Origin of the sequence: Acinetobacter sp. YH1901134, assembly GCF_013416965.1 — a bacterium.
GTDB lineage: Bacteria > Pseudomonadota > Gammaproteobacteria > Pseudomonadales > Moraxellaceae > Acinetobacter > Acinetobacter amyesii.
Map to the genome: position 1 here is coordinate 141,811 of NZ_VPEW01000008.1, position 15,208 is coordinate 157,018.

Sequence of the window (15,208 nt, forward strand, 5' to 3'; positions counted from 1 at the left end):
CAGCGAATCTTTAGGGTTTTAGTCTGGATTTATGGCAAAATGGAAAATATATTTAAACATCTGTTGATGTTGCCTGCATTAGCTTAATCCCGAATGATAGATAGGTTTGTTATGAATGCCTTAACACAAGAGTTGGTTGATTTACTCAGCCTTGAAAAATTAGAAGAAAATATTTTTCGTGGGCAAAGCCGAAATTTGGTCGGGAAACGTGTCTTTGGTGGACAGGTTTTAGGTCAGGCGCTACGTGCGGCATCTTATACGACAGATCGACCTGCTCATTCTTTACATGCCTATTTCTTATTTGGCGGTGATATCAATGCACCGATCATTTATGAAGTGGATCGTATTCGCGATGGACGCAGTTTTGTGAGTCGTCAGGTGCGTGCGATTCAACATGGTAAAACCATTTTCATGTGTATGGTGTCATTTGCAGAGCAAGAAGACGGGTTGAACTACCAAGTTGCAGAGCCAGAATATCCAGCTGTAGAGGATTTAAAATCTGAAGCTGAGCTAAAACGGATGATGGTGGAGTTTGTCCCTGAAAACGTCCGTACGTCTTTTATGCGCGACCGTCATGTAGAAATTCGCCCGATTGATCCACAAAACCCGTACCAACCGCAGCCTGCTGCGCCATCGTATGCACACTATATTCGTACCCATGACAAAATTGCTGCTGACGTTGATGATATCTCATTACATCAGGCTATTGCGGCATTCTATTCAGACTTTACGCTGATGACGACTGCACTACGCCCACATGGTTTAAGTTATTTATCACCAAGTTTGCAGTGTGCGAGTATTGATCATGCCATGTATTTCCATAAGCCATTCCGTGTGGATGAATGGATGCTTTATGACATGGATGCCACAGTCAGTGCCAGTTCACGTGGTCTAAATTTCGGTCGCATGTGGCAAAACGGTGAATTGGTCTGTAGTACGACACAAGAAGGCTTGATCCGTTTACGCGAAATTGAAACACAATAAGCTTTAAGCACTATGTGTTAAGTCGTAAAAGCTGAATACTGAAAAAACCGAATCTCCTGATTTGGTTTTTTTATGCCGTCAATTTTGGGTATGGAGCTACTCACGGAATCGAGTTCTCTAGTTAGGGTGCAGTATAAGTTGAATGGAGCTGAATTCGTGCTTTGCAGAATTGTAGCAGTGCATGTGACAAAAAATTCCTCGATTCCCGGTGGGGCGCATGGCATAGTGCCTGAATAAAGGATGATAAATGCAAGGCACAATGAGCTTAAATACGCAGATTTTAATTGCCGCAATATTGGGTGTGGCATTTGGGTTTTTATTAATTCAGTTTCCAGAGACGCAGTTTTTGTCTGCCAGCCTGTATGGCTTGGGGATTGCCAGTAGTATTTTTATTGGCTTGCTGAAAATGATCTTGGTTCCGCTGATCTTTAGTTCGATCGTGGTGGGGGTATCGAATTTACAAGCGGGTGGTCAGCTGAGTCGAACGTGGAAAATTACCTTAGCGTGCTGTGTCACTACCACAACTTTGGCACTGATCTTGGGTCTAGCATGTGCGCATATTTTTAAAGTCGGGCAGGGCGTGGACATCGTCATGTTCCAAGATGCAATGCAACAGCATCAGAGCCCTGACACCCTCACAGCAGGTTCATTCTTTACCAATTTTATTCAAAATACACTGATTAATCCGTTTAAAGCCTTTAGTGATGGCAACGTACTCGCAGTCGTGGTGTTTTCACTATTTCTCGGTGTGGCCTTGGTCAAAGGCGGTGAAAAGTTCCGAAGTGTGAGAAAGCTCAGTCAGCAATTTTTCGACATCATGATGATGATCATCGGCTGGGTGATGAAGCTTGCACCGATTGGTATTTTTGCATTATTGGCTAAATTGATTGCTACAGAAGATATTTCGGTGTTGAGTCGCCTCGCGGAGTTTGCTGCCGTAGTCACAGGGACCACGATTTTCCATGGGGCAGTGGTGTTACCTTTGCTGCTTTGGATCTTTGGGAAAATGAGTCCTCTGACGTTTTTTAGAGGAACACGAGCTGCCTTAATCACTGCTTTTGCAACCAGTTCGAGTTCAGCAACGATGCCACTGTCGATGAAATGTGCGCAGGAAAATTTAGGCGTCCGTCCTCAAACGGCAGGTTTTGTGATTCCATTGGGCACGCAGTTGAATATGGATGGTACTGCGCTATATGAAGCTGCTGCCGCACTTTTTATTGCAAATTTGATGGGACTAGATTTGAGTTTGGGGCAGCAGTTAATTGTCTGTGCAACCGCCATGATTGCTTCACTCGGTGCGCCGGGTATTCCAAGTGCTGGAATGGTGACAATGATTATGGTTTTACAATCAGTCGGACTCCCTGCGGAAGCCATTGCGATTTTACTGCCGATAGATCGACTCTTAGATACGGTACGGACTGTGGTGAACGTACAGGGCGATATGATGATTAGCGTGGTGGTTGATCGCCATACGCGAGATGTAGATGAACCAGCATTGTCGAATTAAGCAGATAAAGTACTGAAATGTGGGTTGTAGACGATCTCCCACAGATGCCCATCTAAGTCTTGAAAATAGCCTGCTTAACCACCGTAAAACGTGGGCTGTGCGGGCTTAATTGTTTTTGCACCAGCGCGTTGGGCTTGTTGCATGATTTGATCGACGGCTGCGGGACTTTTAACGTTATGTCCCAGAGACATTTAAGTTGGACAAAACGCTGAAGTGCTGATTCCGATGTCATGACTAAAGCTATCTTGCGGCCAGAGTGCAAGCTTTAAACCGTGTTGTAAATCAAAAAATGCCACAGCGCCATGTTCAAATTCAGTCCCAATAATCCCTGTGCTATTTAGACCTAAACCCTCTTGATAAAACGCGAATGCAGCGTGTAAATCTTTCACGGCCAGTGTAATGACGGAGATGTGAGCGTGCATGGAGATGCTCCTGAATGGCTTATTTTTATTTTAGGATGAGGCTGAGTATAAATGCATTTTAAAGAGAATAGGGAGTTCGGAAGAACTGTACTTTAAACCTCGAACTTATGACGACCCTATTCATCTTAAGTTTGTTGATTGCTCAATAAAAAAATAGAGCGTAATGGAAGTGAGCACAAAAAAAGCAGGGCGAACCCTGCTTAATACAGATTTTAAATGGTGTTTATGCAACTTTCAGTGCGGCACGTTTTGCAGCAGGAGAGTTGTCGAGGTAAGCAATCGCATCTTCAGTTTTTGCTTCATGCACAGGATCGTACCAAGGCATTAAATATCCCAATTGCTGCGACACTAACCAAAGTGGATGTGGTAATAAGCGATTGTCTTTTTGCGCGATATGTGCCCATTCACGCCAAATCCACGGTTTATATACGGCTGGTTTAATCGATGCATAGCGCGAGTCTTGCTTCATGATATGTGCAGCACCATCGACCCAGAGACCAAGTACGGCAGCAATCACGATCACACTTTGATAATAGCGAGAAATATAGCCCCCACCAAGATGACGATACAAATCAAAGGCCACGGTACGATGCTCAATTTCTTCTGCACCATGCCATTTTACTAGATCGAGCATATTCGGATCGGCACCGAGGCGTTCCCACTCTTTGTTGTATAAAGCATATTTGCCTAGTACACAGGTCATGTGTTCAACAGTTGCAATCACCCCTAAACGAAAGAGATCCCATTGATGATCCAAAGCTTTAGGTACGTTGAGCCCTAGAGGTTGGTCCGCAAGCAGTTTGCCAAAGAGAAAGTCCATGATCTCAAGGTTGCGTTGAATACTGATATTGCGCTGAGATAAGTATTCTTTATTAGCAGAGTTATGTGCCTGAGCATGCATGGCTTCTTGGCGGATAAATGCTTTAACGTCCTCTGCTAGTTTTTCATCTCTAATTTGTGGCAATACTTTGTTATACAGTCGGCAAAACCAAAACTCACCAGCCGGTAAGATCATATTAATTTCATTAATAAAATAGCTGACAAAAGGTTGGTTAGGCACCCAGTCAACTTGAGTATCTTGCCACTCAAATTTCACTTTGCGTGGCTTAATTTTATATTCGATTGATGATCCAAGTTTTGTGTTTCTCAAGCGGGAGAGTAATTTCATGACCTATCCTTGTTTTTATGTGATCGAGTGCACATCTGATGTATTCAGTATCCAAAAAAAATCCTGCATTGTGATTAGCAATACAGGACATTTCATTATCTTCAGATGATACTTTTTGTCAGACAATCATCCTTGCGCTGACTTTAAAAATAATGGATTAGTGGTCTGATTTTTTGTCTTCAGCTTGGGGTAAATCTTTAGATGTAGTGTGGAAGTCATTGAATGCTTCCGCGTCCACATCGATTTCAATATCATCTTCCGATGCTTCAGGTATGCTGTCGAGATCAAACTCTGTGGATTGCTCTAGAGTGAAGTTTAGACGACCCGCCATGACACTCGCTAACTCTTCTAAACCTTGTTTATTCAATGATGAGAACAATTGGATAGAGAAGTTCAGCTTCATTTTTTTCAATGCTGCTTTCACTTCTTGTAGTGCTTTAGAGGCTGGGCCACGGTTTAATTTATCTGATTTGGTCAGGAGTACATGTACGAACAATTTACGTGAATGTGCCCATTCCAACATCATGACGTCAAAGTGTTGTAGTGGATGACGGATATCCATCAACAGCACAAGACCTTGTAAACTTTCACGGTGTATTAGATAGTTTTCTAACTCTTTTTGCCACACGATTTTCATTGCTTCAGGTACAGCGGCATAGCCATAACCCGGTAAGTCGACCAAACGTTGATCAGGATTTCCTAGACTGAAAAAGTTGATCATTTGGGTACGACCCGGTTTTTTCGACGCACGTGCCAATTGTTTTTGGTTAGTGAGCGCATTAATGGCACTCGACTTACCCGCATTGGAACGGCCAGCAAAGGCAATTTCATAGCCGGTATCTTCAACGCAGAGGTTGAGTTTAGGCGCACTCATTAAGAACTCAGCTTTGCGTAGCCAGTTGAGCGAGCGCACAGCATATTCAGTAATCGCAGAGTCTACTTTTTTCTCGTAAGTAATCTTTTGCTTCGGCGCATTGGCCGCTTTACTGTTTCGTGATTTTCCTCTGTGCTGATGCATAACCCAACTTCAATAACTGATTTAACAACACGCATTATAAAGGAAGTCGGGCAGGCAAGCGAATTTTGTCGCAGGCAAAGTGAAATTAGAGATTGATCAGTTGAATCGGAGATTGTGTTGTAAATTTAGATGCGCTGCTTGGTTGTAAGACGTCAGCAAGTTTATACTGATCGAGACTTTGATAAAACTGTTCTAAAGCTTGGTCTAAAATGCTTTTTAAACCACACTGACTGCGCAGTACGCAGGGTGGGTCATTGCATTCAACAATCTGGTGATTACCTTGCAAAATCCGTACGATTTGACCGAGCTGAGCCTCAAGTGCTTCAGGGTTAAGGCGGATGCCGCCACCTTTGCCGCGGCTGGTGATTAACCAGTTTTGCTTTGCCATAAAATGCACAATTTTCACCAAGTGATTACGCGAAACGTGCAGGTCTTCTGCAATTTCAGCAATGTTATAAGGCACATCACGAGGACGTGCGATATAGAGCAAAATGCGTAATGCATAATCGGTGAATTTATTGAGTTGCATGATAATACTGTGAGTCTGAGAGAAATAAATAAGGGCTAGTCTAGCATAACTAAACTAACCCTTTGTATTTCAGGTGAATAGCTTAGTTAGTGTTTTACACCACCAGTGCCGAAAGCTTCGCTGTGAATATTGCTAGCAGGAATACCACGAGCAATTAAAGCTTTCTGTTGTTCAGCCATAAATGGCATTGGACCGCAAAGGTAATAATCCGCATTGATCGGTAACAGTGCAGTATCCATGCTGCCTAAGTCTAGACGACCAGCAGCATCATAATCTTCACCTAATTTATCATTAGCATGAGGGAACTCATACGCTGTAAAAGTGCTAAGACGTGGGTATTTTGCTTCCAAATCCTGAATGTGTTTATGCATTGCATGCACTTGTTTGCTACGGCAGGCATGGATAAAGGTTACAGGTTGTGGCATGTCTAAAGTCACCAACTGATTCAGCATCGCAATCATTGGTGTTAGACCTACACCACCACTGATAAAGACATTGCGTTTTTGTGAATCAATCAGGAAGAAATTACCTGTTGGTGCAGACACTTCGATTTCTGAACCGATCTCCAAGCCATGCAGTGTATTTGATACCCAACCTGGAACCAAGTCACCTTTCTGATCTTCACGTTTTACAGAGATACGTAAGTAGTTGTCTTGTGGGCTGGTAGACAGTGTATATTGACGTGGTTGTTTTAGACCCAGCTCATCGACCAATACACGTACAGAGATGTACTGACCTGCTTCATATTTTGGTAAATCACCACCATCAGAAGGCTCAAGGTAGAATGAGGTGATTTCATCACTTTCAGCCACTTTTTTCGCGATTTTGAAATTACGCCAACCTAACCAACTGCCTTTAGTTTGCTGATGTTGCTCATAAATCGCTTTTTCAGTGCTGATAAACAAGTCTGCCAATTGTCCATATGCTGCTGCCCAAGCTGCAATCAGTGGATCTTCCATTGAAATGCTTAATACTTCACTGATCGAGTGCAGCAAATTTTCGCCGACAATATTGTAGTCTGGAGCTTGAATGTTAAGACTCACATGTTTATGCGCAATTAATTCTACAACTGGTAAAAGTACAGATGGGTCCTCAATATTTTCAGCATAAGCCAATACAGCACCCGCCAAAGCTTGTGCCTGAGCACCGCTGCGCTGATGTCCCATGTTAAAGGTTTCTTTGAGGTCAGGGTTATTGCCCAACATACGATTATAGAAGTAACCAGTCAGCGCGACACCATTTTCACGTAGAACAGGAACAGTAGCTTTTACTAGGTCAATTTGCTGCGGAGTCATAGCTGATCTCTCATGGCTGTTATTTATAAGATGTATTTAAAATACATTTTTAAATACATCCGCGCAATACATGTTTTAGTAAAAACCATAAAAAAAATATGGGATATTAAAATATCCCATAAATTCAGCATAGATAATCGTAATGGCGAATTATTTTTTACCAAACAGTGAACCTAGCAAACCGCGTACGATTTTCTGACCTGTCGACCCACCCAAGCTGCGTGCAGCACTTTTTGCAAAAGTTCCTACCGTGTCTTGAATCAGTTTTTCACGTTGTTTGGCTGAACGCTCAGCTTCTTTTTGTTGTTCGCGTGCAAGTCGTTCTTGTTCACGCGCTTGCTGTTTGGCGAGTGCATCTGCTTCTTTGGCTTGTTGTTTGGCTAACGCTTCTTGTTCTTTGGCTTGTATTTTATCTTGTTCCGCTTTGACGGCTTGTTGTTGGCGCTCCGCCACTTTATTTTGTAAAAGTTCATAGGCACTTTCACGGTCTGCTTCGGTGTCATACACGCCTGCAACAACGCTATTTGTCATGAGTGCTTTGCGTTCTTCTACAGCAATTGGGCTAAATGATGAGTAGGGTGGCATCACCCAAGCACGTTCAACGATTTGTGGTGTGCCTTGTTCATCTAAACAGCTAATTAATGCTTCACCTACAGCCAGTTCCGTAATTACTTGATCGACTTTAAACGCAGGATTGGCTCGAAAAGTATCTGCTGCCGTCTTGACCGCTTTCTGATCTTTGGGGGTAAATGCACGTAGGGCATGTTGAACACGGTTACCCAGTTGTCCTAAAACACTCTCAGGTAGGTCAAGTGGATTTTGCGTTACAAAGTAAATGCCGACCCCTTTAGAGCGAATCAGACGAACCACTTGTTCAATCTTTTCTTGTAAAGCAGGGCTGGCATTATCAAATAATAAATGCGCTTCATCGAAGAAGAACACCAGTTTGGGTTTATCCATATCTCCAACTTCGGGCAATTGTTCAAACAGTTCTGACAGCATCCACAGTAAGAAAGTCGCATAGAGCTTAGGGGTATTCATTAACTTGTCGGCGGCGAGCAGGTTGATGTTGCCACGACCTTGTGTATCCGTTTGGATAAAGTCCATGATATTGAGAGCAGGCTCACCAAAAAACTTGTCACCACCTTGATCTGCCAATGCGAGCAAATTACGTTGAATTGCACCTAAGCTTGCAGGTGATAAATTGCCATATTCATTTTTAAATTCGGATGCATGTTCACTGACGTAGCTAATCATGGCTTTTAAGTCTTTAAAGTCGATGAGCAATAAGCCCTGATCATCGGCAATACGAAAGACCGCAGATAACACACCTTCTTGCGTGTCGTTTAAATTCAGAATTCGGGCAAGGAGCAGTGGACCAATTTCAGAAATGGTAGTGCGAATGGGATGTCCTTGTTCACCAAACAAATCCCAAAACACCACAGGGGAGGCAGCAAAAGGAATGCTCTCGATATTTAAACTTTTAATTCGTTCGTCAAACTTAGGATTGCTTTCACCTGCTTTGGCAAGGCTAGAAACATCCCCTTTGGCATCGGCTAAAAATACGGGTACACCCAGCCGAGAAAAACTTTCTGCCAACACCTTCAACGTCACCGTCTTACCAGTACCTGTAGCCCCAGCGATCAAACCATGGCGGTTCGCAAATTGTGAATGAAGCACCACATCTTGTGTAGTGTCTTGTGTTTTTTTGCCAATAACAATTGGTGTACCCATAGATGTTCCTGTATTTATTCGAGTTGCTGTTTATTTAAATGTTGTAGTGCGTTTTCTATATCTTGTATTAAATCTGCAGGATGTTCTAGTCCTATACAAAAGCGAACCAGTAAGCCGGTTTGAATATGTGAATGTTCGAGTACACGCATATCTTTTAAGTTATATAACATGACTAAACTGACTGGGCCACCCCAGCTAAAACCGAGTTTAAATAGTTTCAGCGCATCGCAAAAACGGCGTACATCTTGCAAGCTATATTTTTCATTAAATACCACGCTGACCAAGCCGGCACTGTGTTGTTCTGTACAAATTTCTTTCCAATACTGATGTCCTGCGGAAGCTTCATCAGCAGGATGTAAAACCTGTACAAAGGCTGGTTGCTGTTTTAGCCAATTTAATAAAGTTAAAGCACTTTGTGACTGGTGTTCATAGCGCAGGCGCATAGAAGCCAGACTGCGTTGTACTTGCGCGGCGTCATCACCAGAGATACTAATGCCTTGAATGGCGTGCGCACGAAACAGTTTGTGATAAAGCTTTTTATCTCGTGTAATTACCGAACCCATCAAAATATCCCCGCCGCCACTTGGGTATTTGGTCAAGGCATGCACACTGATATCGACACCCAGGTGCTCAGCACTAAAATCAAAAGCATTAAAGGCAAGTCCTGCGCCCCACGTATTGTCCAGTGCAGTGAGAATGTTCTGCGCTTGAGCTTTTTTGACCAAGCCGACTAAATTTGGAAACTCTAAAGTGACAGAACCTGCTGCCTCTAACCAGATAAGCTTGGCTTGCGCTGAAGGTGTGAGTGAGTTCACATCAATCGGGTTATAAACCTTGACCACGATGCCATAGCGGGTTTCTAGGTTACGCAGATGTTCCATATTTGGGCCATAGATATTATCTGCGACCCAAACCTCATCCCCCTGACTTAAAAAACATGAATTGACCAAATTAATTGCAGACAAACCGCTTGGTGCAAGTAGGTGATACAAGCCTCCTTCAATCTGAGCAAGCTGATCGCCTAGGGTAAATGTCGTGGGGGTACCATGTGTGCCATAGCTATAGTCATAATCATCAGTCCAATGGCGATTAAATAGCGCATCTGTATTTTCGAAAATTATAGTGGATGCACGAAACAGGGGAGGTTGAACACTATTGATGTATTGCGGTGCCTTTCTTGGTGCATGAATGAGTTCAGTTTGAGGATTCTTTTTCACGTGGCGCTCTGAAATGATCAAAATAATAATGAATGTTCAAAAGAATACGACTAAAACGCATGGATTTACGATGCTTTTGTATAGAAAATTAAGTGAAAAGCAAAGTTGGCTTCATTCTTGCAAAACCGATATCAGAGCAACAACAATAGGTTTAGCGCATGAAGTCGCATTTAAAAGTACATTATTTTCAGCATATTGCTGGCGAAGGGTTCGGCAGTTGTTATGAATTTTTAAAACAGCATCAGGCCAAAATTACGGCCACAGAATTCTTTGCATTACCAGTCGATCAAGCCTTGGATCTCGAGGCTTTGCCGCATGTTGAAGATGTCGATTTACTCATCATCATGGGTGGGACCATGAGCGTAAATGATGAGGCAAATTTCCCATGGTTAAAAATAGAAAAACGATGGCTGCGACGCTATTTAGCACTCGGTAAACCCGCAATTGGGCTTTGTTTAGGTGGGCAATTGATTGCCAATGCTTTGGGTGGTGCGGTGAGTCGAAATGCACAACAAGAATTGGGTTGGACGACCATCCGTAAGGTCGCTAACGTACCGCATGACTGTTTCAAACTACCTGAAGAGTTTAAAGTCATGCAGTGGCACAGTGAAACATTTGAAATTCCCAAAGGAGCGGTATTACTGGCGGAAAATGATGCATGTCGTAATCAAATGTATCAAATCGGGCAAAATGTTTTGGGCTTCCAATTTCATCCTGAAATTACTCCTGAAGTACTCGATTTATTTTTGGAAAATGATGAAGAAGTGGCATTTTTTTCAGGAACACATGTACAGCCAGTACATGATCTACGGAAAAGCGCAAAAAACAAATTTATTGAGGGAAATCAAATACTAAACCAAGCAATAGAGTATGTATTAAGAAAAAATGCCTGTTGATTAAAAGTTAAGCAATTGATCTTGCATAAAAAATGAAAAATATAAGAAAAACAGCAAAAGAGATTTGCTTATGCATTAAACAATAGCTATAATGGGCGACCCTTTGATGAAGGGGGTTAGCTACGAATAAAGTAGTTAACATCGTGACAGTCGCGGCATCGATCGTGACCTTAGTGATATTTCACTGCTCTTGACACTTGCCTCTTTTAAAGTGGGGTGAGATGCGTCAAGGGTGATTCTTTATATATTTGGCTTGGAGTTAACTGGTATGTCTAACCAGAGAATTCGTATCCGTCTTAAGTCTTTTGATCACCGTCTAATTGATCAATCAGCTCAAGAAATCGTAGAAACAGCAAAACGTACTGGCGCACAAGTTTGTGGTCCAATCCCGATGCCTACACGTATCGAACGTTTTAACGTTTTAACATCACCACACGTTAACAAAGATGCGCGTGACCAATACGAGATCCGCACTTACAAACGTTTGATCGACATCGTTCAACCTACAGATAAAACTGTTGATGCATTGATGAAGTTAGATCTTGCAGCTGGTGTTGATGTTCAGATCGCTTTGGGTTAAGGCTTTCGGTTAATTAACGCTCTAAGTTAATTAGGCCGCTTTTTTAGAGGTTTATGCACATGGCTATTGGTTTAGTCGGTCGCAAGTGCGGTATGACACGTATCTTTACAGATGCTGGTGTTTCTGTACCTGTAACAGTGATTGAGGTTGATCCTAACCGCATCACACAAATCAAAACGCTTGAAACTGATGGTTATCAAGCGATTCAAATCACTACTGGTGAACGTCGCGAATCTCGCGTAACTAACGCTCAGAAAGGTCACTTTGCGAAAGCTGGTGTTGCTGCTGGTCGTCTAGTTCAAGAATTCCGCGCTACAGAAGCTGATCTTGAAGGTCGTGAAGTTGGCGGAACTATCGGTGTAGATGTGTTCACAGTGGGTCAAATTGTTGACGTTACTGGTACATCTAAAGGTAAAGGTTTCCAAGGTGGTGTTAAGCGTTGGAACTTCCGTACTCAAGACGCTACACATGGTAACTCTGTATCTCACCGTGTTATCGGTTCTACAGGTCAAAACCAGACTCCTGGTCGCGTGTTCAAAGGCAAAAAAATGCCTGGTCACTTAGGTGCTGAACGTGTAACTACACAGGGTCTTGAAATCGTTGCTATCGACGCAGAACGTTCAGTTCTAGTTGTTAAAGGCGCGGTTCCTGGTGCTACTGGTGGCGACGTTACTGTTCGTCCTACTATCAAGGCCTGAGGGGAAATAACGTGAATTTAAATACTGTTTCCGGCTCTGCTGTTGAGTTATCTGAAGTTGCGTTTGGTCGTGATTTTAACGAAGCTCTTGTACACCAAGTTGTTACAGCTTACTTAGCTGGTGGTCGTCAAGGTTCAAAAGCGCAAAAATCACGTGCTGACGTTTCTGGCGGTGGTAAAAAACCTTTCCGTCAAAAAGGTACTGGCCGCGCTCGTGCTGGTTCTATTCGTAGCCCAATCTGGGTTGGCGGTGGTAAAACTTTTGCTGCTCGTCCACAAGACTGGTCTCAAAAAGTAAACCGTAAAATGTATCGCGGTGCTATGCAATGCATCCTGGCTGAGCTTGTTCGTCAAGATCGCCTTGTTTTAGTTGAAGAGATTGCTGTTGCAGCTCCAAAAACTAAAGAATTGCTTGCAAAACTTAACGACTTGAATGCACCTCGTGCATTAATCGTTACAGATGCTGTTGATGAGAACTTGTATCTTGCTGCTCGCAACATTCCACACGTTGATGTGGTTGATGCTGCTGCAATCGATCCTGTTAGCTTGATCGCGTTCGATAAAGTTGTTATGTCTGTTGCTGCTGCTAAGAAAATTGAGGTAGAACTCGGATGAACAACGAACGTATCTATCAAGTCCTACAAGGACCTGTATTCTCAGAAAAAGCACAAGTTTTAGGCGAAACTGCTGGTGTTCAAGTGTTCAAAGTTGCACTAGATGCAAACAAACTTGAAATCAAAAAAGCCGTTGAGCAACTATTTGGTGTTCAAGTTGTTAAAGTTAACACAACGATCACTAAAGGTAAGACTAAACGCTTTGGTAAAACATTAGGACGTCGTTCTGATGTTAAAAAAGCATACGTCACCCTGAAAGCTGGCCAAGATGTTGAAATGGCTGACTTGGGCGATACCGCTGAAAACGCAGCGGAATAAGGACGAAAATTATGCCGATTCAAAAATGTAAGCCAACGTCTCCAGGACGTCGCTTTGTAGAGAAAGTGGTTCATAACCACCTTCACAAAGGCGCGCCATATGCTCCGTTGGTTGAAGCTAAAAAACGTACTGGCGGTCGTAATAACAACGGTCACATTACAACTCGTCACGTTGGTGGTGGTCATAAACAGCACTACCGTATCGTAGACTTCAAACGTAACAAAGACAGCATCCCAGCTGTAGTTGAGCGTATTGAATACGATCCAAACCGTACAGCTCATATTGCTTTATTGAAATATGCTGACGGTGAACGTCGCTATATTATTGCACCTAAAGGCCTTCGCGCTGGTGATCAAGTTCAGTCTGGTAACGATGCTCCAATCCGTCCAGGTAACTGCTTGCCACTTCGCAACATGCCTATCGGTTCTACTCTTCACAACATCGAGCTTAAAATCGGTAAAGGCGCACAATTAGTACGTTCTGCTGGTACATCTGCTCAATTGTTGGGTCGTGACGGTTCTTACGCTATTATTCGTCTTCGTTCAGGCGAAATGCGTAAAGTACACGTTGAATGCCGTGCTGTGTTAGGTGAAGTTTCTAACTCAGAAAGCAACCTTCGTTCACTTGGTAAAGCAGGTGCATCACGCTGGCGTGGCGTTCGTCCTACCGTACGTGGTATGGCGATGAACCCAGTAGACCATCCACATGGTGGTGGTGAAGGACGTAACAAAGGTATTCAACCTGTAAGTCCATGGGGTCAAAAAGCTAAAGGGTACAAAACACGTACCAACAAGCGTACGACTAAGATGATCATTCGCGACCGTCGCGTTAAGTAACAAGTAAAGGAATCTGACAATGCCTCGTTCTCTGAAAAAAGGCCCATTCGTCGATGCGCACTTGTTCGCTAAGGTTGAAGCGGCTATCGCGGCTAATAACCGTAAGCCGATCAAAACTTGGTCGCGTCGTTCGATGATCTTACCGGATTTTGTTGGTCTAACAATTTCTGTACACAATGGCCGTAACCATGTTCCAGTGATTGTATCTGAGCATATGGTTGGTCATAAATTAGGTGAATTCGCGCCAACTCGTACCTATCGTGGTCACGGTGTTGACAAGAAGTCTAAACGTTAATAGGTGCTATGATGGAAGTAACTGCTAAATTACGCGGTGCCGCTATCTCGGCACAAAAAGCACGTTTGGTTGCAGACCTAATTCGCGGCAAATCTGTTGCGCATGCTTTAAATATCTTAAACTTCAGCAACAAAAAAGCTGCAGTTTTAGTTAAAAAAGCATTGGAATCTGCGATTGCAAACGCTGAACACAATAACAGTTTAGATGTAGACGACCTTAAAGTTTCTACGATCTACGTTGATGAAGGCATGAGCCTGAAACGTATTTTGCCACGTGCTAAAGGCCGTGCAGATCGTATTACTAAGCGTACTTGTCACATTACCGTTAAGGTAGGGGTTTGATATGGGTCAGAAGGTTCATCCAATCGGTATCCGCCTAGGTGTTGTGAAACGTCATAACGCTAACTGGTATGCGAATCCGAAACAATATGCTGAATATTTGCTAAAAGATCTTCAAGTTCGTGAGTTTTTAACTAAAAAACTTAAGAATGCGATGGTGAGCAATATTCTTATCGAACGCCCTACAGGCGCAGCTAAAGTTACTATTAGCACTGCACGTCCTGGTATCGTGATCGGTAAAAAAGGCGAAGACATTGAGAAATTACAACGCGAATTAACAGCCATTATGGGTGTTCCTGCGCAAGTAAGTATCAACGAAATCGATCGCCCAGATTTAGACGCTCGTTTAGTTGCTGAAGCAATCGCTTCTCAATTAGAAAAACGTGTAATGTTCCGTCGTGCTATGAAGCGTGCGGTTCAAAACTCTATGCGTGCTGGTGCTAAAGGTATCAAAGTAGAAGTTTCAGGCCGTCTAGGTGGTGCTGAGATTGCTCGTACTGAATGGTATCGTGAAGGTCGTGTACCTCTTCATACTCTTCGTGCTGACATCGACTATGCTACTATGCGTGCTGAGACTACTTACGGTACGATCGGCGTTAAAGTATGGATCTTCCGTGGTGAGATCTTGGGCGGCATGAAACAAGTCATGAACCCAGCTCCAGCTGAAGAACGTCCAGCTAAACGTGGCCGTGGTCGTGGTGAAGGTCAAGAGCGTCGTGGTCGTCGCAATGATCGTTCTGCTGAAAAAGGAGAATAATCC

17 protein-coding genes and 1 pseudogene are annotated in these 15,208 nt (G+C 43.2%); 11 read left to right on the forward strand and 7 right to left on the reverse strand.

What is annotated here, in order from left to right:
• Window positions 1-111 precede the first annotated feature (111 nt).
• Window positions 112-984, forward strand: coding sequence for an acyl-CoA thioesterase II (locus tag FTV50_RS10075; RefSeq protein ID WP_180024344.1), 873 nt, complete (start codon window positions 112-114; stop codon window positions 982-984).
• A 247-nt stretch (window positions 985-1,231) separates the two neighbouring features.
• Window positions 1,232-2,491 (forward strand): dicarboxylate/amino acid:cation symporter, encoded by a 1,260-nt coding sequence (locus FTV50_RS10080; protein ID WP_180024345.1) that lies wholly within the window; start codon window positions 1,232-1,234, stop codon window positions 2,489-2,491.
• A gap of 77 nt (window positions 2,492-2,568) precedes the next feature.
• Here FTV50_RS10080 and FTV50_RS10085 read toward each other — a convergent pair.
• The 7 genes and pseudogenes from FTV50_RS10085 to FTV50_RS10115 form a co-directional block, all read right to left on the reverse strand.
• Window positions 2,569-2,913 (reverse strand): annotated as a pseudogene (locus FTV50_RS10085) (VOC family protein); the annotation flags it as partial.
• Window positions 2,914-3,136: 223 nt separating this feature from the next.
• Window positions 3,137-4,081 carry a metal-dependent hydrolase gene (locus FTV50_RS10090; protein WP_180024346.1) on the reverse strand — a complete coding sequence of 315 codons (945 nt, stop codon included), beginning with the start codon at window positions 4,079-4,081 and terminating at the stop codon, window positions 3,137-3,139.
• Window positions 4,082-4,238: 157 nt separating this feature from the next.
• A complete protein-coding gene (yihA, locus tag FTV50_RS10095; protein WP_180024347.1) occupies window positions 4,239-5,099 on the reverse strand; it encodes a ribosome biogenesis GTP-binding protein YihA/YsxC in 861 nt (286 codons plus the stop codon).
• An 85-nt stretch (window positions 5,100-5,184) separates the two neighbouring features.
• Entirely contained in the window at window positions 5,185-5,628 is a 444-nt protein-coding gene (locus FTV50_RS10100) for an Rrf2 family transcriptional regulator (protein ID WP_180024348.1), read from the reverse strand.
• 86 nt (window positions 5,629-5,714) lie between these two features.
• Complete coding sequence (hmpA, locus tag FTV50_RS10105) at window positions 5,715-6,923, reverse strand: NO-inducible flavohemoprotein (RefSeq protein ID WP_078192460.1); 1,209 nt, start codon at window positions 6,921-6,923, stop codon at window positions 5,715-5,717.
• Between the two features lie 150 nt (window positions 6,924-7,073).
• Entirely contained in the window at window positions 7,074-8,657 is a 1,584-nt protein-coding gene (locus FTV50_RS10110) for a helicase HerA-like domain-containing protein (RefSeq protein ID WP_180024349.1), read from the reverse strand.
• A 14-nt stretch (window positions 8,658-8,671) separates the two neighbouring features.
• Window positions 8,672-9,874: a PLP-dependent transferase gene (locus tag FTV50_RS10115; RefSeq protein WP_180024350.1), complete on the reverse strand. Its 1,203-nt coding sequence runs from the start codon at window positions 9,872-9,874 to the stop codon at window positions 8,672-8,674.
• A gap of 158 nt (window positions 9,875-10,032) precedes the next feature.
• Between FTV50_RS10115 and FTV50_RS10120 the strand changes: the two genes are divergently transcribed.
• The 9 genes from FTV50_RS10120 to rpsC all read left to right on the forward strand — a co-directional run bounded on the left by FTV50_RS10120 (window position 10,033) and on the right by rpsC (window position 15,205).
• Window positions 10,033-10,770 carry a type 1 glutamine amidotransferase gene (locus FTV50_RS10120; protein ID WP_180024351.1) on the forward strand — a complete coding sequence of 246 codons (738 nt, stop codon included), beginning with the start codon at window positions 10,033-10,035 and terminating at the stop codon, window positions 10,768-10,770.
• 268 nt (window positions 10,771-11,038) lie between these two features.
• Window positions 11,039-11,350 (forward strand): 30S ribosomal protein S10, encoded by a 312-nt coding sequence (gene rpsJ, locus FTV50_RS10125; RefSeq protein ID WP_000070912.1) that lies wholly within the window; start codon window positions 11,039-11,041, stop codon window positions 11,348-11,350.
• A gap of 59 nt (window positions 11,351-11,409) precedes the next feature.
• A complete protein-coding gene (gene rplC / locus FTV50_RS10130; RefSeq protein WP_078189280.1) occupies window positions 11,410-12,048 on the forward strand; it encodes a 50S ribosomal protein L3 in 639 nt (212 codons plus the stop codon).
• A gap of 11 nt (window positions 12,049-12,059) precedes the next feature.
• Window positions 12,060-12,662 carry a 50S ribosomal protein L4 gene (rplD, locus tag FTV50_RS10135; protein ID WP_078189279.1) on the forward strand — a complete coding sequence of 201 codons (603 nt, stop codon included), beginning with the start codon at window positions 12,060-12,062 and terminating at the stop codon, window positions 12,660-12,662.
• Complete coding sequence (gene rplW, locus FTV50_RS10140; protein WP_005012992.1) at window positions 12,659-12,979, forward strand: 50S ribosomal protein L23; 321 nt, start codon at window positions 12,659-12,661, stop codon at window positions 12,977-12,979. Before rplD ends, rplW begins: the two co-directional genes overlap by 4 nt.
• 11 nt (window positions 12,980-12,990) lie before the next feature.
• On the forward strand, window positions 12,991-13,815 hold the full coding sequence (gene rplB, locus FTV50_RS10145) for a 50S ribosomal protein L2 (RefSeq protein ID WP_078189278.1): 825 nt from the start codon (window positions 12,991-12,993) through the stop codon (window positions 13,813-13,815).
• Between the two features lie 19 nt (window positions 13,816-13,834).
• A complete protein-coding gene (gene rpsS, locus FTV50_RS10150; RefSeq protein WP_004281508.1) occupies window positions 13,835-14,110 on the forward strand; it encodes a 30S ribosomal protein S19 in 276 nt (91 codons plus the stop codon).
• A gap of 11 nt (window positions 14,111-14,121) precedes the next feature.
• Entirely contained in the window at window positions 14,122-14,451 is a 330-nt protein-coding gene (gene rplV, locus FTV50_RS10155; protein WP_035265103.1) for a 50S ribosomal protein L22, read from the forward strand.
• A gap of 1 nt (window position 14,452) precedes the next feature.
• Window positions 14,453-15,205 carry a 30S ribosomal protein S3 gene (gene rpsC / locus FTV50_RS10160; RefSeq protein WP_078189277.1) on the forward strand — a complete coding sequence of 251 codons (753 nt, stop codon included), beginning with the start codon at window positions 14,453-14,455 and terminating at the stop codon, window positions 15,203-15,205.
• The last annotated feature ends 3 nt before the right edge of the window (window positions 15,206-15,208 follow it).